This window comes from Streptomyces sichuanensis, assembly GCF_020328095.1.
Lineage (GTDB): Bacteria > Actinomycetota > Actinomycetes > Streptomycetales > Streptomycetaceae > Streptomyces > Streptomyces cinnamoneus.
Map to the genome: position 1 here is coordinate 1 of NZ_JAIXMK010000131.1, position 21,836 is coordinate 21,836.

A 21,836-nucleotide genomic window follows, 5' to 3' on the forward strand; every position below is an offset into this window, starting at 1 on the left:
CCCGGCCGGCTCGGCGGGCGGGCCGGGCGCTCCGGTCGCGATGTGGGGTGCCCCCACCCCGCCGCCGCGCAAGCGCGCCGGCGGTCTGGTGGCGGCGGTGCTCGCGGCGGCGCTCGTCGCGGGCGGCGTCGGCGGCAGCATCGGCTTCTGGGTGGCCGATAGAAACGGAAGCGACAATTCCACGACGGTCTCGTCGTCCGGCGACCCGAAGACGGAGAGCCGCTCCCCGGGTTCGGTCGCGGACATCGCGAGCAAGGCGCTGCCGAGCGTCGTGACGATCGAGGCCCAGAGCGGCAGCGGTGAGGGCGGCACCGGCACCGGCTTCGTCTACGACACCCAGGGCCACATCCTCACCAACAACCACGTCGTCGCGTCGGCCGCCGAGAGCGGCAAGCTGTCGGTGACGTTCTCCGACGGCAAGCAGTACGCCGCCGAGGTGGTCGGCCGCGCGCAGGGCTACGACGTCGCGGTCATCAAGCTGAAGAACCCTTCCGGCGCGAAGCTCAGCCCGCTTCCGCTCGGCAACTCGGACAAGACGGCGGTCGGCGACGCGACGATCGCGATCGGCGCGCCCTTCGGCCTGTCCGGAACGGTCACGACCGGCATCGTGAGCGCCAAGAAGCGCCCGGTGGCCTCCAGTGACGGCGGCGGCAGCGGCCAGTCCTCGTACATGAGCGCCCTGCAGACGGACGCCTCGATCAACCCGGGCAACTCCGGCGGCCCGCTGCTCAACGCCCAGGGCGCGGTCATCGGCGTCAACTCCGCCATCCAGTCCGCGGGCAACGGCGGCGGACTCGGCGGCGGCCAGGGCCAGTCCGGCAGCATCGGCCTGGGCTTCGCGATCCCCATCAACCAGGCGAAGAACGTCGCCGAACAGCTGATCAAGAACCGCACGCCGATCTACCCCGTCATCTCGGCCACGGTGAACATGAAGGACTCCGGCGGCGGCGCCAAGATCGCCCCCAGCGGCGCCAACGGCACCCCGGCCGTCACCCCCGGCGGCCCGGCCGACAAGGCCGGCCTCAAGCCGGGCGACGTCATCACCAAGCTGGGCGACACCCAGATCGACAGCGGCCCCACCCTGATCAGCGAGATCTGGACCCACAAGCCGGGCGACAAGGTGACCCTCACCTACACCCGCGACGGCAAGCAGAACACCGTCGACATCGTCCTGGGCGAGCGCAAGGGCGACAACTGACGTCCACAGCGACCCGGTAGGCTGTTCCCGCGCCGCACCACGAGCTGCGACGCGGGGAGGCTTGCCCGAGCGGCCTAAGGGAACGGTCTTGAAAACCGTCGTGGCAGCGATGTCACCGAGGGTTCAAATCCCTCAGCCTCCGCCGAAACCAGCGTGACCGCTGGTCAGAAGGGGTGCCCCAGGTTGTGGGGCGCCCCTTTCGCATGGGGCCTGTCTCACCTTGATCCACCCTTGTCACGCCGTTGACCAGTGTGTGTGGACCAGGCGTGGACCAATCTGCCTGGGTTGATCGCTGGAGGGCTGCGTGAGGCGGTTGCCCAGCGTCGTCAGTCGGCAGGAGGGCGCACCGCTGCCTCGATGTCAGGTGGCAACCGAGTTGAGTCGACGACGTGTGCGCGACAGACCTGATTGGTGGTCGCTCCTTTGGCCTCGGTGAGGTCCGCACAGGCAAGATTTGCACGGTTCAGATTGGTACCGGTGAGGTCGGCGCCCGCCAGGTTTGCCCCTGTGAGATTGGCGCCGGTGAGGTCGGCACCTGTGAGGCTCGAGGTCGCCAGATGGGCACCTGAGAGGTTTGCTCCGCGCAGGTCGGCGCCTGTGAGGTTCGCGCCCACAAGGCTGACGTGGGTGAGGTCCGCGTCGGACATATCGGCACCGATAAGGATCGTGGTTGTCAGCCAGGCGTGATTGAGGTCTGCTCCGCGCAGGTCGGCGGAGGTGAGGTCTGCACGGGAGAGCCTGGCTTCGGTGAGGTCCGCACCGGACAGATTCGCCCAGGCGAGGCGCAGATTGCGGAGGTCGAGATACTCGTGCTCGTCGACGAGGCTGCGGGAGCCGGGTCGGGTTAAGGCGGTCAGCGTCGCCTGTACGTCCGCCTCGGGGCTCTTTAGAGGAGCTTCGCGGGTGCGTTCGCGTACGAAGTGTCCGAGCACCTGAGCTGCGTGAGTTGCCTGCTCGGGGGCATCCTGCACGATTTGCTCCATCGCCAAGACCCCGCCAATGCGTACGTAGATCTCATCGGACCCAAGGCGCTCAAGCGCTTTGGTGAACCGCTCGGTGACCTGTCCGCGTCGGGTGAGTCGGTAGTTGCGAGCGGTGTACACGAGAGCTAGCGCGGCGCCGATGGCCGCGACACAGGCCACCAGAGCGGTGCGCAAGCCGGTGACGAGGGCGGCTGAACCAGCGCCATCGCCCACAGTGGACTCGTTGATGTACTTCGCATCGAGCAAGTACGGCCCCTGCCAAACAAGCCAAGGCAGGCCGACGAATAATGCGAAGGTAGCGAGTAGCGCGAGGAGCGCCGAGCCGTACCGTCGTAGATTCCGATTGCGGCGTACTCGGGCCCGACGCCGGGCGTGTGCGGGTGGCATGACTCTGTACATGCCGGACGGCGGTTGCCCGGTTGCCGGAGGCCATCTAACAGGGAGAGAAACCGCGTAAGCCCTCCGGACGGTGGCTACCTCGAACGGACAAAGATCCATCAGCGAGGCTGGTTTGCCCAGCGACCTAGCGACGTGACCAGGGCAGCGGGGCTATTGGGCTGATTCGCTCTCGTCCATGAGGGCCTTCTCGATCTGTTCGTTGGCTTGTTGCCAAGGGCGGCCCGCTCGCGCGTGCCGCCGCGCGCTGGCGGCCCGTGGCCGCCGCCGCTCCTGTCTACCGCCCCGCTGCGGCGGCCCCCCGCCACTCAGCGCGCAAAGCCCAACCGAGCGCGACGACCAGGCCCCGGAAGCACCTCGGACCGCCCGGCGGCAACACCTCCAGGCCGACACTGCCGAAGGCCGCCGCGCAGCTACCACTTCAGGCGCATGCACCTTCAGAGCTCCGAGCTGCCTAGTTTGCGTGTCTGACACCGGGGATGCCGACAGCCGCCAGGGGTGGGATCAGGCATGCGAACAGCGCAACGGCCGGCGAGGGTGCAGGCCGTGACGGGGATGGATAGCGTGGCCGATGCCGGTGGGTGGTTGCCGGAGCCACACGTGGCGGGTGCTCGTCACAGTGAGGGCGCGTCGTGGCTGACTGGCTGTGGTGACCGTCGTAGGGGGCCTTTCGTCGGGTGGCGGAGTAGGCGGCAGCAAGTAGTCACTTACCCCGCGACACGCGGCGTCGGTACCGTTCGAAGTACGAGCATGACGCGGACCGGACGGAGCCACGATGCCTTGCCCCCGAACCCATGAATGCTGCTGGCACCCTCCCGCATCGGCGGGCCGGGAGGTGCGCTGATGTTGGAGGAAGCTGAGGAGATTGGCCGCCGCGCTCGCCGAGCCCGTCTCCGGCTGGGCATGCCGCAGGCCGATCTCGCAGCCGCTCTGGGGAAGTCGCAGGGCTGGGTGTCGAAGATGGAGCGGGGCCTGATCGAGCTGGACAGGGTCGGGCTGCTCAACCAAGTTGCCTCCGAGCTGCACATCCACCCCAACGACCTCATAGGGCGCCCGTACAGCAGCTCACCGGCCGAGAATCAATGGCAGGTCGCTGCTGCCTCGATTCTTCGGGAGTTGCGCCGCTACGACCTGGCGCCGGTCTTCGACGGGACGCCGCGATCGTCGGTGGTGCTGTGGCAGGACATGAAGCGGCTGCACCGGTTGCGTGATGCGGCGGCGAACGTCGCAATCCTGCGGTGCCTGCCGGATCTGTTCCGTGAGGCCCGTGCTCTCGCCGAGGTCTCAGCTGGCCACGAACGGGAAGAGGCATTCGCCGTCTACGCCGTGTGCTGCAAGTTCGCGCACACAGCGGCTCACGCCCTGGGGCACCCCGAGTTGGTTGCCATGGCGTGCGAACGCGCCGCGTGGTCGGCGCAGCTCTCCGGCGACCCCCTGATGCCGGCCGTCGCAGACTGGATGCGCGTCTGGGACATGTGGGCCACCGCGGATTGGAGCGACGCTCTGGCTTTGTCAGACAAGGCGCTGCGCAGCGTCCAGAGCGAGTACGACGAGGGCGATCCCCTCGCCCTGCGGTTGTGGGGGACGCTGCAACTGCGGGCTGCTGTCTCGGCCGCTAGGGCCGGCAATCAGCGGGAGACGGAGGACCGCATTGGCCACGCGCGGGCGGCCAGTGAACGGGTAGACGCGTACGTCGGCGCGCCCGTGTACGACCGGCACTCGCTGACCTTCTCCGCCGGCAATGTGGAGGTCCACTCCATCAGCGTCGCTTTGGAGATGGGTGACCAGACCAAGGCCCTGGCCATAAACCGGCGTGCGGATGTGGCTGTGCTCGAGCGCCTGCCGAACTCCCGCCGCAGCCACCACCACATGGACGTGGCCCGTGCCTGGCTGTGGGACGGCAACCGGGACAAGGCTGTAGCGGAGCTGGAGAAGGCCGAGCGCATCGCGCCCCAGCTCATCCGTAACCACCCGATCGCACGCGCCACGCTCCGGAAGATCGTGTACGCCGAGCGCACCGCCACTCGCGAGAAGCTCATCAGGATGTCCGACCGCTTCCACCTGGACGGATAGGGGTCGTATTCCTCCGGCTCATATTCGTGCCCCGGAAGGCTCCTACCTTCCGGGGCATGACCGGACGACGCACCGAGCAAGACCAAGCCAGGCGTCGCGTGTTACACCACGCGGCCCCCGTCTGGACTCCCCAACTCGGCGATCTCGCCTACGACATGGCGCGCGGCCGAAACGGCGTTGTCGTGAGCGTTCCCGATGACGTCTCCTGCCTGACGTACCACCTACGGCCCCCCAACGGGGGCAACGAATGGTCGGCCCTCGCTGACGCCTCCACCCTGCGCCCCGCCTACACGGTCACCCACGCCACCCCGGCAGGAAGGCTCTCGTACGACCCCCGTGCCGCGCAGGGTGCCCTGCCGATCGTGCTGCATCACGAGGACGGGACGTCCGAGGAGATGATCCTGGTCGTCAGCTACGACGAGCTGAGTTCGTACGCCGATCAGCTGGAGGCATGGGCGGTTCGCCACGAAGGGGTGAATGCCCCGTGAGCCGCCGCAAGCGCCGCATCGTCATCGACCCCTTGGGGACCGCGATGGCCTGGTTATGGGCTCTCGGCACGGCCGGAACGCTGGTCGGCCTCGGCGTGACCGTGGACCGGGACCTGAGCCACCACGCCGCGCCCATCGTGTCCCTGCCGGACGCCGACCCGACTGCCGCTTGACCGCTCCATCCACGAGCCGGCGGCAGCTGCGCCGCAGCACGTCGTCGGCAAGCGCGCTCGAAGACACACCACTTTCGAAGAGGGAGACACCCGTGACATCCAAGCTGTCCGATCCCTTGGCCAAGTTCGACGGGGCAACCGTCGCCGTCACCGGCGGCGGAGGGCTCATCGGGAGCCGAATCGCCGTTCAGCTCCGGGCCGCCGGGGCCCGCGTGATCGCTGTCGGCAAGCTCGACGCCTACCCGAGCGAGGTCTACTCGGACCTGTTCGGCATCGACACCCGTCATCCGGACACCGTGGTCGGGGATGTGTCCGACCGCGCCCTGATGCGGCACGTCATCGGCCAGTCCGACTACGTCATCCACGCCGCCGCCATGGCCGATGTCGCCGCCTGCACCCGCGAACCCCGCGAGGCACTGCGGACCAACGTCTACGGAACGCAGGTGCTGCTCGATGAGGTGGCCCGGTCCGGCCGTATCAAGCGCCTGTGCTTTACCTCCTCGGCCAGCGTCTACGGCAACGGTCGTTTGGTGGAGCTGGGTGAGCCGGTGCAGTTCAGCGAGGACGATGTCACGTCGCCCCTGTCGGTGTACGGGAACACGAAGCTCTGGGGCGAGCACCAGGTGAAGATCACCATGGAGGCTGCACAGGTGTCGTACTCCGTGGTGCGGTACTTCAGCGTGTACGGGGAGCCGCAGACCGTGAAGCAGGGATCCCACTCCTGGGTGGTCGCCTGGCTGGCCCTGCGTGCCAGCCTCGGGCTGCCGTTGGAGCTCAACGGCGGAGGCCACCAGGTACGCGACTTCGTCCACGTGGACGACATCGCGGCCGGCACCATCATGGCCCTGAACGCCCCGGACGCCGGTGGCCAGGTGCTGAACATCGGAACCGGACGGCCGACGACGATCCGCAGCATCGCCGACCGCATCCTCATGCACTACCCGGACGCCGAACTCGTCGAGCGCCCCCTTCCCGCCGGCGATCCAATGGGCGGGTACGCGGACACCCGCCGCATGCGCCGGGCTCTCGGGTGGCGCCCGCAGATCACCATGGAGGACGGTGTCGACCGCTACGTGAAGTGGATCAACGAGCGACCGGAGGCCACGCCGGAATGGATGCGACAGTTGGCATCCTCCTCCAGCGTGCGGACGGCGTGAGCAACGTCTAGATGATCGGCGGGCGGCCCAGCCTGGTCATGCGCCACACCGTGGCCCATCTGATCGGCTGGCGCCGCCCGCATGGCGTTCGGAGCCCTTCCCGGAAGCCGCCTGCCCAGGCCCTGAGCCCGCTGAGGGAGCGTGTGCGGGCGAGCGTGAGCAAGGTCCATACCGCGAGGTAGACGGGCGCCAGGACGGCGGGCAGGTGGCGCTTGGCCAGCCAGACGCGGTTACGGGCGACCATCCGGTGATAGACCGCGTGGCGGGTGGGCAGTGTGCGCGGGTGCTGAAGGACGAGCGCGGGCTCGTAGAGGACCTTCCATCCGGCGTCCAGGGCCCGCCAAGCCAGGTCGGTCTCCTCGTGGGCGTAGAAGAATTCTTCCGGCCACCCGCCGATCCGGTTCAGCATCGGCATCGACAGGGCGTGCCCACCGCCCAGGAACGTGGTCACCAGGCCCCGACGCATCGGGTCGGATGCTCGCAGACGCGGGACGTGCCGGCGCTGGGTGTGGCCCGTCTCGTCGGCGATCCGGAAGCTGACGATGCCCAGACGGCTGTCCCGCTCGTACAGTGTCTCGATTCGGCTGAAGACATCCGGGCTGATCAAGAGTCCGTCGTCGTCCAGGTCTACGACAACGTCCACGTCTCCGGCCTCTTGCAGCGCCCGCAAGGCCACATTGCGCCCGCCGGAGACGCCCAAGTTGTCGGGCAGCTCGATGCCCGTCACACCGTGGGGCAGGGGCGGCAGGGGAGACCCGTTGCCGACCACCACCACGCGGGTTGGGGCGACGTCCTGCTTGGCGACCGAGTCCAGCAGCGCTTGCAGCTCTTGCGGCCGGTTGCCCATCGTCAAGATGGCGACGCCTACGCGCGGGTGACGCACGGGTGAACGCTCCCTCCTCCGCCGGATGGTTCCGCGATGCTAGCGGCTCACAGGCCACAGCCGGGCGAAGGGACATCGTGACCAGTCAGGAGCCGAAAGGCACGGCAGCACTGATCGTCAATGCACGGGGCGACTACCTGTTGCACCTACGCGACAACATCGCCGGGATCTGCGATCCGGGTACTTGGTCCTTCCTCGGAGGGAACCGTGACAGCGACCACGAGACCCCCGAGGACGCCATCGCCCGGGAACTGAAGGAGGAAGCCGGTCTCGTCGTGCCCGATCTCAGGCGATACACCGTGGTGTCCTTGCACGGGCCGGACGGCCGGCCGGGGGAGGCCACGGTGTTCCAGGGGCACTGGGACGGCGACGTGAGCGAGCTTGCCCTGACCGAGGGCGTGATGCTGCACTGGTTCCCTGCTGCCATGGTTCCCCGGTTGGTCATGGCCCCTTGGGCGGCGTCTGTGATCGACCAGCATGAGCGCGAGATGGGGGCGGTGGCGGCGATGAAGGCGTTCCGTTCTGGCAAAAGATCGTGTGTGGACCAGGCGTGGACCACGGACCGCCGATGAGCTGAATCAGGGCGCCGTCTATGCAGGTCAGGGCCATGATCCTCCCGCACCCACAACCCTCTTGAAAACCGTCGTGGCAGCGATGTCACCGAGGGTTCAAATCCCTCAGCCTCCGCCGAAACCAGCGTGACCGCTGGTCAGAAGGGGTGCCCCAGGTTCGGGGCGCCCCTTTTTGCGTGGGCGGGCCGCCCGCCGCGCCTGACGGGTTGTCCGGCGACGACCACTTTTTTGTTATCCGCTTCCGTGCCCGGCGTCTCCTGAGTGTTGGACCCGTACTCAGCAGACAGAACCGGAAGTGATCCGCGTGAACCGTGAGTCCGAGACCTCGACGTTCGACCTGACCCCCGAGGGGGGTCGTCGTTCCCGGCGGCGCCGTGGCAGGCGTCCGCGCCGGGCGGTCGTGCTGTCGGGGGCGGTCGCCGTGATGGCCGTCGTGGGTGGCGGCTACGGCGTGGCCCAGTCGATGGGTGGTGGCGGGGGTGACACCGGCGCGGCCGCCGAGGTGTCCACCGCGCGGGCGGCCGACCGTGCGCCGGGTCTGCCCGGGGTGCCGCCGTCCGAGGGGGCGGCCGCTCCCTCCGCCGCCGCGTCCGCGGCGCCGAGCGCCTCGCCGCGCAGTGCGTCCCCGACGGCGAGTGCGACGGCGACCGCGACCGAGGCCGGTAAGGGCTCCGGCGCTCAGCGGTCCGCCGGTGCCGGGAGCGACTCCGGGAAGGGGGCCGGGGGCGGCTCCGGAGCCAAGGGCGGGGAGAAGTCCGGGAACGACTCCACGTCCGCGTCCACCACCACGAACCGTCAGGCGCCCGCCGCCGGCGCCCCCGCCGGCGGGAAGAACGGCTCGCACGTCCAGCAGGTCGTCGACATGGTCAACGCCGAGCGCGCACGGGCCGGCTGCTCGCCCGTCACCGTCAACGCCAAGCTGCAGGCGGCGGCCCAGGGGCACTCCGACGACATGGCCGCCCGCGACTACTACGCCCACACCAGCCCCGAGGGCAAGAGCCCCGGCGACCGCATGACCGCGGCCGGCTACCGCTGGAGCACGTACGGCGAGAACATCTTCAAGAGCCCCAAGGACGCCCGTACGGCGATGGACGGCTGGATGAAGAGCTCCGGCCACCGCGCCAACATCCTGAACTGCGCCTTCAAGGAGATAGGCGTGGGCATCAACTTCAGCGCGAACGGCCCCTGGTGGACGCAGAACTTCGGCGCCTCTTCCTGACGTCGCGCGGCGCCGCCCCCTGCGGACCGCAGGGGGCGGCTCACTCTCTGTCACTGCATGGCCCTAGCATGGGTGGGAGTTTCTGGTTTTCCTAGGAAAAGTGGTTTTCCGCCATGAAGTTGACCCGGGTCCCGGCCATCGTCGCGGCTGCTGCGCTCGCGCCGGCCGTTCTCCTCTCCTCGCCGGCGTTCGCCGCCGACGGTGCCCCCGTCGCCGGTACGTCCGTCCCCGACAAGGCGGGTGACGCCCCGTCGGCCGAGGCTCCGGCGAAGAAGGCGGACGCTCCCGTTCCCGCGCCGGCCGTGCCGGACGCCGCGGCGAAGCCCGTGGAGAAGCCTGCGGTCAAGGGCGGCAGCGCGGCCGCGGCGACGGCGGAGACGCCGAAGACGCCTGCCGGAACGCATGCGCAGACCCCGGCCAAGAAGCCGGTCTCGCCCCAGGAGGACGAGGACAACCGCCTCGCCGCTCTCAAGCTCCTGGCCGACAAGAAGACCGGCCCGGGCGTCCGGGAAGCGGCGGACAAGGCGCTGCGGGGGACCCCTGAGGACCTGCGCCGCTTCCTGGAGACCGGCCAGTACGAGGAGCGCCGGGATGACGACGAGGTGCGGGTCTCCCAGATCATCAACAGCGGCAGCCCCGCCGTGCGGGCAGCCGGCATCGAGGCACTGCGGAGCGGCAACTACGAGGACGTTCAGCGCTTCCTGGAGACGGGGCACTTCGAGGCCCTGGTGGAAGACCGGATCCGTGCCGGCCGGATGCTCGACGGGGCCGGTCCCGCCCTGAAGGCCGCCCTGCACAAGGCGCTGAGGGGCGGCGACGGGGCGCTCGCGCACTTCTTCGCCACCGGCGAGCAGGAGGCCCGTGCCAAGGACAAGGCCGACGCGGAGGCCGCGGCCAAGAAGAAGGCCGACGAGGAAGCGGCCGCGAAGAAGTCCGGGGCGGACAAGGCGGCCCCGAGCGGTGCGGGGCAGTCCACCGGTGGCCGGGCGCAGGCCGCCGTCGCCGGGCAGGGCGGCACGGTGACCGCGGCCACCGCGAACCACGCCCTCACCCGGGCCGCGACCGCCGCCGTCGGCGGCACGCAGCTCGCCGCCACCGGCGCCGGCTCCGGCGCGACGTGGGCCGCCGCCGGCACCGTCGCCGCCCTGAGCGCGGGCGCGGGCATGGTCGTCGTGTCCCGCCGCCGCACCTCCGCGGAGCGCTGATCCGAGCGCTGAACCCGGTCAGCGGTGGACCTGAGGTGCGCCCCCGCCCGGCTCGGCCGGGGCGCACCGCGTCGCTCGCAGCCCTCCCCTCACCGCCCCCGTGAGGGCCCTGCCGCCCCTTCGGCTCCCTTCCGCCCCTGTGGGGTTTTTCACCGTTGCGCCGGGAACGCCCGGCCGTCCGCTCCGCATCCACCAGGGCACAGCCACCCTGATGCGCCCCGGAGCGACGACGATGACGATGACGTACTCACCATCCGGTACCCAGCCGCCCACGGGGCGGCGTCCGCGGTCGCGCGGCAAGCGGTGGGCCGTCGTCGTGGCGTGCCTCGCCGTGCTCGGGGTGATCGCCTGGCAGGTGATGAGCTACTTCGAGATACCCCCCTTCACCGACAAGGGCGCCCCCGTCAGCTACGGCAAGGTCGAGAAGGGGAAGGGCGGCGGCGCCGCGCAGCAGCCCGCGGACTCCAAGGTGCTGATGCCGACCGGGCCGGAGGCGGCGTTCAAGAACGCGCGGACGCTGGCGGACGGCAGCCACGTCAGCGTCGTCATGCTCGACGGCAAGAAGTCCGGCTTCAAGGGCAAGGTGTGGGTCTGGGCCCCCAAGGAGTACACCGACGACCCGAAGTACAAGAACAGCGGCTTCCCCGTCATGATCGCCCTGCCGGGCGGTCCCGGCTACGGCACCAACTACTGGTGGGCGGGCTTCAACTTCGAAGAGAACATGGCCAAGTGGTACAAGGAGGGCCGGAGCAAGCCGTTCCTGCTGGCCATGCCCGTGCTGAACCCCGGCCCGGACGACAAGGGCATCTACTGGGACGGCAGTGACATCCCGGGCCAGCCCAAGATGGGCACGTGGCTGACCGAGGACGTCCCCGACCTGATGCGGGCCAACTTCCGCACGCTGAAGTCGCGTGACGGCTGGGCGTTCATGGGCTCCTCCACCGGCGGGTTCGCCGGTCTGAAGGCCGTGCTGAAGCACCCGGACAAGTTCAAGGCCGTCATCGCCAACGGGCCGGACGTCGTCCCCGACTCCCCGCTGTGGAACGGGCACGAGAAGGAGAAGGCGGAGAACAACCCCGAGGTGCTCGCCAAGCAGCTGATCGCCGCCAAGGGGCCGGACGTCTACCTCGCCTTCCAGGTCGGCACCCGGGAGAGCAACAAGCACACGCTGCCCGACGTCCGGAAGTTCATCGCCACCTACGGCAAGGGGCCGGTCCACACCAACCTCAAGGTGATCGAGGGCGGCAAGCACGACGGTGCCACGTACGCCCCGAACCTCGGTGAGGGCCCCCTCCAGTGGATCAGCGAGCACATCGAGGGGCCGACCCCCTCCTCCTGAGGAACCCCGGGGGCCGGGTCAGCCGCCCGGCGCCCCGGCCCCGCCCCCGCCGCGCACGCGTTCCAGGACGGCGTCGTGGAGCGCCCCCAGGCCCCCGGCCGGGATCCCGACCGGGCTCCCGGTCAGCACGTACCACTCCTCCGCCCCGGTGTACTGGACGTGGATGCGGGCCCGGCTGTTGCCGGGCAGGGCGATGGTGGCGACCGTGAGGTCGCCGGTGATGACGCCGACGTCGTCGGTCATCACCCCGCCCGGGCCCGCCGTGACCTCGTCCACGAGGCGTTCGCCGCTCATTGGTCGCACGTGTCCAGCATGGTGTTGAGCACCTCCTGTTCGGGCTGGGTGACACTCAGGTTGTAGAGGTGCTTCACGTGCGTCCAGGCGCGGGAGTAGGTGCACCAGTACGAAGTCAGCGGCGGCCGCCACTGGTCGGGGCTCTGGTCGCCCTTGCTGCGGTTGGACGAGGCCGACACCGCGATCAGCTGGGAGTGGCTCAGGTCGTTGGCGAACGCCTTGCGCTTGTCGGTGTCCCACTTGTCGGCGCCGGAGCGCCAGGCGTTGGCGAGGGGGACCATGTGGTCGATGTCCACCTGTCCCGCCGCGTTCAGCTGCCTGCCGTCGTAGGCGCTGGTCCACTGGCCGGAGACGGCGCGGCACTCGCTGTCGGTGCGCACGTCCTTGCCGTCGCGGGCCAGGACGACCTCACGGGTGTCGCAGTTGCCCATCTGCTTGATCCAGTGCGGGAACTTCGCTCGGCTGTAGCCGTTCATGGAGTGCGCCGCCTCGACGGTGAGACCGGCCAGTTCCTCCCGCGCGACGTCCGACGCCGGCGGCTCCGGCATGTCCCGCCGGAGTGGATGCACTCCGGCGGGGGCTGCCGGGACGGCGGGCACGGCCGTCGTCGTGGTGACGGCGGACAGGAACAGGGCGGTGGCTGCAGTGGTGGCGAGGCGCCACCGGTTACGTCTGATCACAGGGCAACGGATACCGGGTGCCGGTCCGCCTGCCTCGGAGCGTCACCCGGATCAGGGCGTGCCGCAAATGCCCTGATTGACCTTTCCGTGGTGGTGTGGGCCGGTCAGTGGGCGGGGTCGAACACCAGCGCGTCGGCCACCGCCCTCGCCATCGCCCGCTCGCCGGCGGCGTTGGGGTGCAGCGGTGCCGCCGGGCGGGTGCGCGGCCGGGTGGTGAGGCCCTCGACGTAACGGTCCGCGAACGGGCGGCAGGCGTCGTGGCCGGCGGTCGTCGCGTGCGTGTTGACGTAGAGGTGGCCCTGCGCCGTGGCCTCGCGGCGCAGCATCGCGTTGAGGCGGCGCAGGGTGCCGCGCACGTAGGGGATGTCGCCGTCGGCGATGCGGAGCGAGGCGCGGCACCCCTCGACGTCGTCGCCGATCAGCGCCGGGTAGCCGACGACCGCCACGCGGGCGCGAGGGGCCCGCTCGTGGACGGCCTTCAGGACCGCGGCGACCTTCGGCGCGGTGGCCTCGATGCGCCGGTCGAGTTCGTCGGTGCCGTTGCGGTGGTAGAAGCGCTGGCAGGGGTTGTCCCGGGGGACCTCGCCGCCGGCAGGGCGGAAGCAGCGGGCGAAGACCTCGCCCAGGCCGATGTCGTTGCCGCCGATGCCGAGGGTGACCAGGCGGGTGTTGCGGTGGAGCGCGTCGAGCTGCGGCGCCTTGCCCGTCGCCCGCTGTCGCTGCTCCATGTGAACGGTCGACGCGCCGTCGCAACTGACGTCCGTGAAGCTCGTGATGCCCAGGTCGGCGCGGACGAGGGAGGGGTAGTTGGCGCTGGAACGGCCGCACCGCTCGTCGGTCTGGCGGGGGATGCCGGGGCCGGCGGTGAAGGAGTCGCCGAGGGCGACGTAGTGGCCTGCGCGCGGGGCCGCTTCCGCCGCCGTGGTGTTCGCGGCGGCGCTCGCGGGGGTGGCGACGGTGGTCGCCAGTGCGGCCATGGCGCCCAGGGCGGAGACGGCCCATCGGGTGGTGGTCCGGCTGGTGCGGGGCATGGGGTTCCCTCCTTGCGTCGGTGGTGCCGGTTGCCGGTGGGGGCGTGGGTCGCGGGAACAGGCTTTTGCGCCGCAGGAGGGCCCGTCAATCGACTGTCCGCTATGCGCCGTACATGTGACCGGATACCGGACCTCCGCGTCCGGTGGGCCGGGCTTGACGTCGCCGGGCGGCCCGAAGCGGAGAAACGTTCCGCTTGTGTCACGGACTTCACCGGGCCGACCCGGTCCGGCATCAGGGGCGTCCTGGGGCCCTCCGGGCACTTCCGGCACCGGCCGGGCGCTCGGTAGCCTCCATTTCAAGATCGATCAAAACCGGCGTACGCCTCGGCCGAGGTGCCCGCCGGTGGGGCCGCTTCCGGCCCCGTGGGGGTCGTACGCCGGGCGGTGGCCAGCCGCCCGGCACGCCGCGGCTGTTTGGGGACAGCCGGGGCAGCCACTACGACGCCTTCCGCCACACCGGCGTGAGCAGGGTCAGATGCTGGCCCGGCCGCCCGGAACGGCGGACGTGAGCGGTGCGGTGGGCATCGGTGGCTCCGGCGGGGCGCCAGTGGTCGCCGCACCGCTTCGCCGCGTACATGGCCTCGTCCGCGCCGCGCAGCAGGTCCGAGAGGCCGGCGCCCGGCCGGTGGCCGGTGTGACACAGGCCGATCGAGGCGCGCGGGGCCAGGGTCACGCGGCCGGTGTCCAGGGGCGCCGACAGCCGGGCCGACAGGTACGTCATCTCGGCGTCCGCGTCGGCCTCCGGGGCGAGCCGGACCAGGGCGGTGAACTCGTCGCCGCCCAGCCGCGCGGCGAAGCCGCCGCGCTCCCGGGACCACTGGGCGAGTCGCCGGCCCACGGCCGCGATGACCTGGTCGCCCACCTCGTGCCCGTGCGTGTCGTTGATCTGCTTGAAGCCGTTGAGGTCCAGCAGCAGGACCGCGGCGTGCGGGTGGCGCAGGGCGCGCGGCGCCCGGGCGGTGAACTCCTCGCGCCGCATCAGCCCCGTGAGGCGGTCGGTGCGGGCGCTGCGCAGACGGCGGCCCAGGAAGCAGGCGTGGACGGCCCAGCCGGCGGTCGGGGCGGCGATGGGCAGGGCCTGGAGTATGAGGTTCATCGAGCACCTTCCTGTGATTCCGGGCAACTTCTGTTGCTCATGAGGGGAATGGGCCGTGTGAGACAACCGGTCTCCGCGACCCGGCCGAGCAGCGGCCCGATCGCGCCGTGGTCCCCCCGGCGGTGCCGGGCGGGTCCGGGCGGTGGACCGGGCCGTCATGCAGGACGTCCCCGTTTCCGGTGGGCGGGAGCGGGGGTGACGGCCCGGAAGTCGCGAAGTCCACGGGTGACCGGCTGAGCGGGCGGCGCGGGCCGGGTTTCTGCTGAAACGGTTCGTCGCCTGGTGCGCAGGGGGCGGGAGGGTGCCGAGTGGGCCCCGATACGCCTCTTTTGGGAGTGGCTGGGGTTTAAGGGCGAGGTGTCATGCTTGCGAGGGAATGAGGACAGACGGGGGGTTCGGTGGAGATTCGGTGGGCAAATCTGGAGGCGCGACGTCGAAACGAAGCGCCAAGGCGGTCGGCCAACCCCCTGGCGAAGTCCCGTAGTTCGTAGTCCAGTGGAGGAATCGACATGGCAAGCACCCGCACTGCCGCCCGCGTCTTCGCCGCCCTCGCGGCGCTCCCGATGGTCGCCCTGCTCTTCGCCGGCGTGGCCCAGGCCGACGACGGCGGCCAGCTCGCCAACCGGGGGTCGAACGCGGCCGCCGCCGGGATCGTGGGGAGCGGCGTCGGGGGGAAGAATTACGGCAACAGCACCACGACGCTGCAGCAGGCCACCGGCACCGGAGCGACGAACCAGGCGAATACCGCGAGCGTCATCGGCCACGGACATACGGCGATCCGCCAGGACAACGTCCGCATCACCTTCACCAACCTGTGGTGAGCGGCGGCTGACGCCGGGGAGCCCCCGGCGCGCCCCGTCGAGCGCCCCCGCCCCCCGGGGCGCGCCGGGGAGACATGGTGAGAGTGGACTGGGTCGTACGAACCGCGCGGCGGCACTCAGGTGCCGCCGCGCGGCTTTGTGCGTGCAGGGTGCCGGGTGCCGACGCCTCGTGCAGGTCTTGACTCCCCTGTGAAGCTGACGGACAGTCAGATATGTACTCTGCCGTGCCGTGTCCCGCCGTCCGCATGCCCGCCCGCATGCCCGTCCGCGCCCGCCCCGTACGAGGAGTCCCGGTGAGCGACCTGTACGAGCGGCTCAAGGCGTACGAAGGCCGGCCCGCCCTCTCCGGGCGCGGCCCCGACCCCGTCAACGCCCCCATGATCCGGCACTGGTGCGAGGCCATGGGCGACTCCGGCTCCGCCTACGCGGGAGCCGGCCCGGTCGCCCCGCCCACCATGCTGCAGGCGTGGACGATGGGCGGCCTCGGCGGTGGTGCGGCCGGCCGGGCGGCCGCGTACGGCGCGCTGCTCGCGCTGCTCGACGAGGCCGGCTGCACGGCCGTCGTCGCCACCGACTGCGAGCAGGAGTACGTACGGCCGCTGCGGCCCGGCGACGTGATCACCTTCGACGGGGTGATCGAATCCGTGACGCCGCGCAAGGAGACCCGGCTCGGCGCCGGTCACTTCGTCACCACCCGCACCGAGATCCGGGCCGACGGCGAGCTCGCCGGCATCCATCGCTTCCGGATCCTCAAGTACGTTCCGTCCTCCAAGCCCCCGTCCCCCAAGCCCCCCGCCGCCGCGCGTCCCGCCGGCGCCGCGCGTCCCCGCCCCGTCGTCAACCGCGACAACGCCGCCTTCTGGGAGGGCGTCGCCGGGCACCGGCTGCTGATCCAGCGGTGCGATGCCTGCGAGCGGCTGCGTTTTCCCTGGCTGCCGGGGTGCGGGGCGTGTGGCAGCCCGCGGTGGACGGCCGTCCCGGCGAGCGGGAACGGCACCGTCCACTCGTACGTCGTCATGCACCATCCGCTCGCGCCGGGTTTCGACGGCCCCTACGCGGTCGGGCTGATCGAACTCGCCGAGGGCGTACGGATGATCAGCAACGTCACCGGCGTGCCGCCGGACCGGGTGCGCATCGGGATGCCGGTCTCCCTGGACTTCGTCCGGGTGGACGGCCAGGACCTGCCCGTCTTCCGGGCGGCCGGCCCGGCGGAGGAGACCCCCCGCACGAGCCGGCCCTCCGACAGCCGGTCACCCGGCAGCTCGTCCCCCGCCGGCCGGGCCCCCGCCGGCCCGCCCCCCGCCGACGAGCTGCCCCCGCTCACCGTTCCCGTCACCCGCACGCTCATCGTCGCGGGCGCCCTCGCCTCGCGCGACTACCAGGACGTACACCACGACCCGGAGGCCGCACGGGCCAAGGGCGTCCCGGACATCTTCATGAACATCCTCACCACCAACGGCCTCGTCGGCCGCTACCTCACCGATCACTTCGGGCCGGGGGCCGTCCTGCGCAGGCTCGCCATCCGGCTCGGGGTGCCCAACTACCCGGGTGACACCCTCGTTATGACCGGAACCATTAACTCCATATGTGCGGACGAACGCATCGCCGAGGTCGGTATCACCGGCACCAACAGCCTCGGCCGGCACGTCACGGGCACCGCCACGCTGTCCCTCGCCGGGGAGCGGCCGTGAACGCCCGGCGCCCCGGTGCCCTCGGCGGCCGGGCCGCCGTCGCCGGGATCGGCGCCACCGACTTCGGCAAGGACTCCGGCCGCAGCGAACTGGCCCTGGCCGCCGAGGCCGTAAGGGCCGCCCTGGCCGACGCCGGACTCGGGCCCGGTGACGTCGACGGCATGGTCACGTTCACCATGGACACCAGCCCCGAGATCACCGTCGCGCAGGCGGCCGGCATCGGGGAGCTGTCCTTCTTCTCCCGCGTCCACTATGGCGGCGGCGCCGCCTGCGCCACCGTTCTGCAGGCCGCCCTCGCCGTCGCCTCCGGGCTCGCGGAGGTCGTCGTCTGCTACCGCGCCTTCAACGAGCGCTCCGGCCGCCGCTTCGGCGCGGGGGTGTCGCGGCGCGAGCCCTCCGCGGAGGGCGTGGCGCTCGGCTGGGCGCTGCCCTTCGGCCTGCTCACGCCGGCCTCCTGGGTGGCGATGGCGGCCCGCCGCTACCTCCACGTCCACGGCCTGACGCCCGAGGTGTTCGGCCACGTCGCCGTGACCGCCCGCCGCCACGCGGCGCGCAACCCGGCCGCGTACTTCCACGGCAGACCCATCACCCTCGCCGACCACGCGGCCTCCCGCCCGATCGCCGAACCGCTGCGGCTCCTCGACTGCTGCCAGGAGACCGACGGCGGGCAGGCGCTCGTCGTCACCTCCCTCGACCGCGCGCGTGCGCTGCCGCACCCGCCCGCCGTGGTCGTCGCCGCCGCGCAGGGCGCGGGCCGCGGGCAGGAGCAGATGACCGGTTTCTACCGCGGCGAGCCGGCCCGGCTGCCCGAGGCGGGCGTGGTCGCCCGGCAGTTGTGGGAGACCAGCGGCCTGCGCCCGGCGGACGTCGACGCGGCGATCCTCTACGACCACTTCACGCCGTACGTGCTGATGCAGTTGGAGGAGTTCGGCTTCTGCGCCCCCGGCGGGGCGGGCGCGTTCGTCGCCTCCGGCGCGCTGCCGCTGAACACCCACGGCGGGCAGCTGGGCGAGGCGTACCTGCACGGGATGAACGGCGTCGCGGAGGCGGTGCGGCTGCTGCGCGGCAGCTCGTCGAACCAGGTGGCGGGCGTCCGGCACGTGCTCGTCACCGCCGGGACGGGTGTTCCCACCTCGGGGCTGATTCTCGGCGCAGACGGATGAAACCAGGGCGTGTCACCGCATAGCGCCGGTCTTCCGGCCCCTTGACTCGGCCGTATGCACCGACGGAGAAAGATCATCGGATATCTCGTCGCCCTGATGGCGGCGCTGGCCCAGGTGGTCACCCAGCCCGTGCCCGTCACGGCTGCCCCGGTCGCGGGGCCCCTCATCTACCGGGGCCGCGGCTTCGACACCTGCCAGGCCCCGCCGCTGACCACGCTCAGCGCGTGGGGATCCGCTTCCGGCTACGGGGCCGTCGGCGTCTACTACGGCGGGCGGGCGCGGGCCTGCCCGCACCAGAAGTACCTCAGCAAGCGGTGGCTCACCGGCGCCCGCGACCTGGGCTGGCGGATCCTGCCGGTGTTCGTCGGCTCCCAGTCGCCCTGCGTCCGCGCCGCCTCCAAGGACGGCTTCCCCATCGGCGACGACCCCTACGGGCAGGGCAGCGACGAGGGCCGTGACGCCGCGCACAGCGCCGGGACGCTCGGCATCGCGGCGGGCAGCCCGCTCTACCTCGACATGGAGGCGTACGACTACGCCGACTACGACTGCGCCGACACCACCCTCACGTTCATCCAGGCGTGGAGCCGCACCGTCACCCGCTACGGCTACCTGCCCGGCTTCTACTCCAGCGCCGCGTCGGGCGTGCGGCACATGGAGCTCTCCCGCAGGGCGGGCGTGCCCCACCTGCCGGAGATCCTGTGGTTCGCCCGCTGGCGGGTGCCCGCCTCCACCGAGAAGGAGCAGGTGCTCTCCTCGGACGCGTGGACGCCGCACCGCCGCATCCACCAGTACGCGGGGAACGTGAGCGAGACGCACGGCGGCCGGAAGCTGACCATCGACCGCAACCTCGTCGACGCCCCGGTGGCGGTCATCCCGTGACGGCCCGCCGTCCGTAGCCGGTCCGTGGCCGGTGGCGCGGCCCGTTCCGCCCGTTCCGTGCGTTCCCGCCCGGTCGACGGGGGTCTCCCCCTACAGGAGGTGGGGCCGTCCCCCGGGGTACGACCTGAGGCGGACGGTGCTTCGGCACCTGCGGCCGATCCGCGGGGAGGGCCTCCGCTCCTAGCGTTGAGGCATGACAGCTCTTACGACGCCTGTGTGCACCAGCGCATCCACCGCCGCCGTGTACCCGTCGTTCTCTTCGTACGTACGGGCCCGGGGCGCGGCGCTGCAGCGCACCGCCCGCTCGCTGACCTCGAACCCGTGCGATGCCGAGGATCTGCTGCAGACGGCGCTCACCAAGACGTACCTGGCCTGGGACCGCATCGAGGACCACCGGGCCCTCGACGGCTACGTGCGCCGGGCGCTGGTCAACACCCGCACCTCGCAGTGGCGCAAGCGCAAGGTCGACGAGTTCCCCTGCGAGGAACTTCCCGAGCGCGAGGAGACGCCCGCCGGGGACCCGGCCGAGCAGCAGGCGCTGCGCGACGCGATGTGGCGCGCGGTGCACCGGCTGCCCGACCGGCAGCGGGCCATGGTCGTCCTCAGGTATTACGAGGACATGACCGAGGTGCAGACCGCCGAGCTGCTCGGGGTGTCCGTCGGCACGGTCAAGAGCGCGGTCTCCCGCGCCCTGGGCAAGCTCCGGGAGGACCCGGAGCTCGCCGCGGCCGCCTGAGGCGGGCACCGCGCTCCGGCGGCGGCCGCCCGGCCGGCTCAGCCCAGCGTCGTGACGACGAGCTCGCCGTCCGCGTACTGCCGGCGCAGCGCCTTCTTGTCGAACTTGCCCACCGACGTCTTCGGCACCGTCGGGACCAGCGCCCAGCGCTCGGGCAGCTGCCAGCGGGCGACGCGCTCGCCGAGGAAGGCCCGCAGGCCCTCGTAGCCGACGGCCGAGGCGTCCTTGAGCACCACCACGGCCAGCGGCCGCTCGCCCCACTTCTCGTCCGGTACGGCCACCACTGCGGCCTCGGCGACCTCGGGGTGGGCCATGAGGTGGTTCTCCAGCTCCACCGAGGAGATCCACTCGCCGCCCGACTTGATGACGTCCTTCGCCCGGTCGGTCAGGGTCAGGAAGCCCTGCGGGCAGATCGTTCCGACGTCGCCCGTGCGCAGCCAGCCGTCCGCGCTGAACTTGTCCTCGGGGCGGTGCGGCTCGCCGTGCGCGCCACCGTGGTAGGCGGCCGCGATCCAGGGCCCGCGCACCTCCAGCTCACCGGCCGACCGGCCGTCCCACGGCAGGACGTCCCCGCCCGGGCCCAGCAGCCGGGCCTCCACCGACGCCGGCATCCGGCCCTGGGTGATGCGGTACGGCCACGCCTCCTCGCCGCTCAGCCCGGTCGGCGGGTAGGCGACGGAGCCCAGCGGCGAGGTCTCGGTCATGCCCCACGCCTGGACGAGCGTCAGCCCGTGCCGCTCCTCGAACGCCTTCATCAGCGACGGCGGACAGGCCGAACCGCCGCTGATCACGGTGCGCAGGGAGCTCATGTCGCGCGGGCGCGCGTCGAGTTCGGCGAGCAGGCCCTGCCAGATCGTCGGCACTCCGGCCGACACGGTCGGGCGCTCGGACTCGATCATGTCGGCGAGCGGGGCGGGCTGCAGGAAGCGGTCCGGCATGAGCAGCGACGTGCCCGCCATGAACGCGGCGTGCGGCAGGCCCCAGGCGTTGACGTGGAACATCGGCACGACGGGCAGGCAGACCTCGGCGGGCGTCAGCCCGAAGGAGGCGGCGGCGTTGACCTCCATCGCGTGGAGGTAGATCGAACGGTGGCTGTAGACCACGCCCTTGGGGTCCCCGGTGGTGCCCGAGGTGTAGCAGAGGGCGGCCGCCTGGCGCTCGTCCAGCTCCGGCCACGGGTAGTGGTCGGCGGGGTGGCCCGCGACGAGGTCCTCGTACTCGTGCACCTGCGGGCGGACGCCGGCCAGCACCGAGCGGTCCCCGGGGCCGGAGACGACGACGTGCTCGACGCAGTCCAGGTGCGGCAGCAGCGGGGCGAGCAGCGGCAGCAGCGAGCCGTTGACGAGGACGACGCGGTCGGCGGCGTGCCGGACGATCCAGACGAGCTGCTCGGGAGGGAGGCGGAGGTTGAGGGTGTGCAGGACGGCGCCCATGGAGGGGACCGCGAGGTACGCCTCCACGTGCTCGGCGTTGTTCCACATGAGCGTGGCGACGGGCTCGCCCTCGGCGACCCCGAGGGCACGGAGCGCGTGCGCGAGCTGCGTGGCCCGGCCGCCGACCTCGGCGAAGCTGCGCCGCTGCGGCGCGCCGTCGCCTGTCCAGGTCGTGACCAGGGCACTGCCGTGGATCCGCGCCCCGTGGGCCAGTATCCGTGCGACGGTCAGCGGTACGTCCTGCATCGTGCTCTGCACCGGGGGCCTCCCCATTCTGCGCGTCGTGACGCGAGGGTAGTTCCCGGTGATTCTGCTGGCGTATCCGG

20 protein-coding genes, 1 tRNA gene and 2 pseudogenes are annotated in these 21,836 nt (G+C 71.4%); 16 read left to right on the top strand and 7 right to left on the bottom strand.

The annotated features are described in order from the left end of the window. Positions 1–1,198: S1C family serine protease (locus tag LE181_RS27245; protein ID WP_225664160.1), on the top strand; the 1,198-nt coding region annotated here is incomplete at its 5' end. Positions 1,199–1,253: 55 nt separating this feature from the next. Beyond that, positions 1,254–1,340 (top strand) — tRNA-Ser (locus tag LE181_RS27250). Positions 1,341–1,524: 184 nt separating this feature from the next. Here the strand turns inward: LE181_RS27250 and LE181_RS27255 are convergent. Beyond that, the gene (locus LE181_RS27255; RefSeq protein ID WP_225664161.1) at positions 1,525–2,427 is read right to left on the bottom strand and encodes a pentapeptide repeat-containing protein; all 903 of its coding nucleotides are present in this window, start codon (positions 2,425–2,427) and stop codon (positions 1,525–1,527) included. 993 nt (positions 2,428–3,420) lie between these two features. On the opposite strand from LE181_RS27255, the gene LE181_RS27260 reads away from it, so the two are divergent. From LE181_RS27260 to LE181_RS27275, 4 genes are all read left to right on the top strand, one after another. Continuing rightward, positions 3,421–4,650 (top strand): helix-turn-helix domain-containing protein, encoded by a 1,230-nt coding sequence (locus tag LE181_RS27260; RefSeq protein ID WP_225664162.1) that lies wholly within the window; start codon positions 3,421–3,423, stop codon positions 4,648–4,650. A gap of 182 nt (positions 4,651–4,832) precedes the next feature. Beyond that, positions 4,833–5,138, top strand: a complete 306-nt coding sequence (locus LE181_RS27265) for a hypothetical protein (RefSeq protein WP_225664163.1) — start codon at positions 4,833–4,835, stop codon at positions 5,136–5,138. Then, on the top strand, positions 5,135–5,311 hold the full coding sequence (locus tag LE181_RS27270; RefSeq protein ID WP_225664164.1) for a hypothetical protein: 177 nt from the start codon (positions 5,135–5,137) through the stop codon (positions 5,309–5,311). Before LE181_RS27265 ends, LE181_RS27270 begins: the two co-directional genes overlap by 4 nt. 92 nt (positions 5,312–5,403) lie before the next feature. Then, the gene (locus LE181_RS27275) at positions 5,404–6,468 is read left to right on the top strand and encodes an NAD-dependent epimerase/dehydratase family protein (RefSeq protein ID WP_225664165.1); all 1,065 of its coding nucleotides are present in this window, start codon (positions 5,404–5,406) and stop codon (positions 6,466–6,468) included. 7 nt (positions 6,469–6,475) lie between these two features. Here the strand turns inward: LE181_RS27275 and LE181_RS27280 are convergent, their stop codons facing one another. Beyond that, a complete protein-coding gene (locus LE181_RS27280; RefSeq protein ID WP_225664166.1) occupies positions 6,476–7,351 on the bottom strand; it encodes a glycosyltransferase family 2 protein in 876 nt (291 codons plus the stop codon). 77 nt (positions 7,352–7,428) lie between these two features. Between LE181_RS27280 and LE181_RS27285 the strand changes: the two genes are divergently transcribed. The 4 genes from LE181_RS27285 to LE181_RS27300 all read left to right on the top strand — a co-directional run bounded on the left by LE181_RS27285 (position 7,429) and on the right by LE181_RS27300 (position 11,686). After that, positions 7,429–7,923, top strand: a complete 495-nt coding sequence (locus LE181_RS27285) for an NUDIX domain-containing protein (RefSeq protein WP_225664167.1) — start codon at positions 7,429–7,431, stop codon at positions 7,921–7,923. 304 nt (positions 7,924–8,227) lie between these two features. Further along, a complete protein-coding gene (locus tag LE181_RS32535) occupies positions 8,228–9,142 on the top strand; it encodes a CAP domain-containing protein (protein WP_225664168.1) in 915 nt (304 codons plus the stop codon). A 113-nt stretch (positions 9,143–9,255) separates the two neighbouring features. After that, the gene (locus LE181_RS27295) at positions 9,256–10,347 is read left to right on the top strand and encodes an ALF repeat-containing protein (protein ID WP_225664169.1); all 1,092 of its coding nucleotides are present in this window, start codon (positions 9,256–9,258) and stop codon (positions 10,345–10,347) included. A gap of 238 nt (positions 10,348–10,585) precedes the next feature. Then, positions 10,586–11,686: an alpha/beta hydrolase gene (locus LE181_RS27300; RefSeq protein WP_225664170.1), complete on the top strand. Its 1,101-nt coding sequence runs from the start codon at positions 10,586–10,588 to the stop codon at positions 11,684–11,686. Between the two features lie 18 nt (positions 11,687–11,704). On the opposite strand, the gene LE181_RS27305 is transcribed toward LE181_RS27300, so the two are convergent. From LE181_RS27305 to LE181_RS27320, 4 genes are all read right to left on the bottom strand, one after another. Then, entirely contained in the window at positions 11,705–11,980 is a 276-nt protein-coding gene (locus LE181_RS27305) for a hypothetical protein (RefSeq protein ID WP_225664183.1), read from the bottom strand. Beyond that, positions 11,977–12,657: an HNH endonuclease family protein gene (locus tag LE181_RS27310; RefSeq protein WP_372458512.1), complete on the bottom strand. Its 681-nt coding sequence runs from the start codon at positions 12,655–12,657 to the stop codon at positions 11,977–11,979. Before LE181_RS27310 ends, LE181_RS27305 begins: the two co-directional genes overlap by 4 nt. Before the next feature lie 107 nt (positions 12,658–12,764). Further along, a complete protein-coding gene (locus LE181_RS27315; RefSeq protein ID WP_225664171.1) occupies positions 12,765–13,691 on the bottom strand; it encodes an SGNH/GDSL hydrolase family protein in 927 nt (308 codons plus the stop codon). Positions 13,692–14,127: 436 nt separating this feature from the next. Continuing rightward, entirely contained in the window at positions 14,128–14,787 is a 660-nt protein-coding gene (locus LE181_RS27320) for a GGDEF domain-containing protein (protein ID WP_225664172.1), read from the bottom strand. Positions 14,788–15,296: 509 nt separating this feature from the next. Here LE181_RS27320 and LE181_RS27325 point away from each other — a divergent pair. The 6 genes and pseudogenes from LE181_RS27325 to LE181_RS27350 all read left to right on the top strand — a co-directional run bounded on the left by LE181_RS27325 (position 15,297) and on the right by LE181_RS27350 (position 20,077). After that, positions 15,297–15,608, top strand: a complete 312-nt coding sequence (locus LE181_RS27325; protein ID WP_225664173.1) for a hypothetical protein — start codon at positions 15,297–15,299, stop codon at positions 15,606–15,608. A 245-nt stretch (positions 15,609–15,853) separates the two neighbouring features. After that, positions 15,854–16,810, top strand: a pseudogene (locus LE181_RS27330) (bifunctional MaoC family dehydratase N-terminal/OB-fold nucleic acid binding domain-containing protein); the annotation flags it as partial. Positions 16,811–16,939: 129 nt separating this feature from the next. Next, positions 16,940–17,299: pseudogene (locus LE181_RS27335) on the top strand (MaoC/PaaZ C-terminal domain-containing protein); the annotation flags it as partial. Beyond that, positions 17,296–18,462 (top strand): lipid-transfer protein, encoded by a 1,167-nt coding sequence (locus LE181_RS27340; protein WP_225664174.1) that lies wholly within the window; start codon positions 17,296–17,298, stop codon positions 18,460–18,462. The pseudogene LE181_RS27335 and the gene LE181_RS27340, both read left to right, overlap by 4 nt. 54 nt (positions 18,463–18,516) lie before the next feature. Next, positions 18,517–19,341 carry a DUF1906 domain-containing protein gene (locus LE181_RS27345; RefSeq protein ID WP_225664175.1) on the top strand — a complete coding sequence of 275 codons (825 nt, stop codon included), beginning with the start codon at positions 18,517–18,519 and terminating at the stop codon, positions 19,339–19,341. A gap of 193 nt (positions 19,342–19,534) precedes the next feature. Continuing rightward, a complete protein-coding gene (locus LE181_RS27350) occupies positions 19,535–20,077 on the top strand; it encodes a SigE family RNA polymerase sigma factor (protein ID WP_225664176.1) in 543 nt (180 codons plus the stop codon). Positions 20,078–20,115: 38 nt separating this feature from the next. On the opposite strand, the gene LE181_RS27355 is transcribed toward LE181_RS27350, so the two are convergent. Continuing rightward, positions 20,116–21,768: a long-chain fatty acid--CoA ligase gene (locus tag LE181_RS27355; RefSeq protein ID WP_225664177.1), complete on the bottom strand. Its 1,653-nt coding sequence runs from the start codon at positions 21,766–21,768 to the stop codon at positions 20,116–20,118. Between the last annotated feature and the right edge of the window lie 68 nt (positions 21,769–21,836).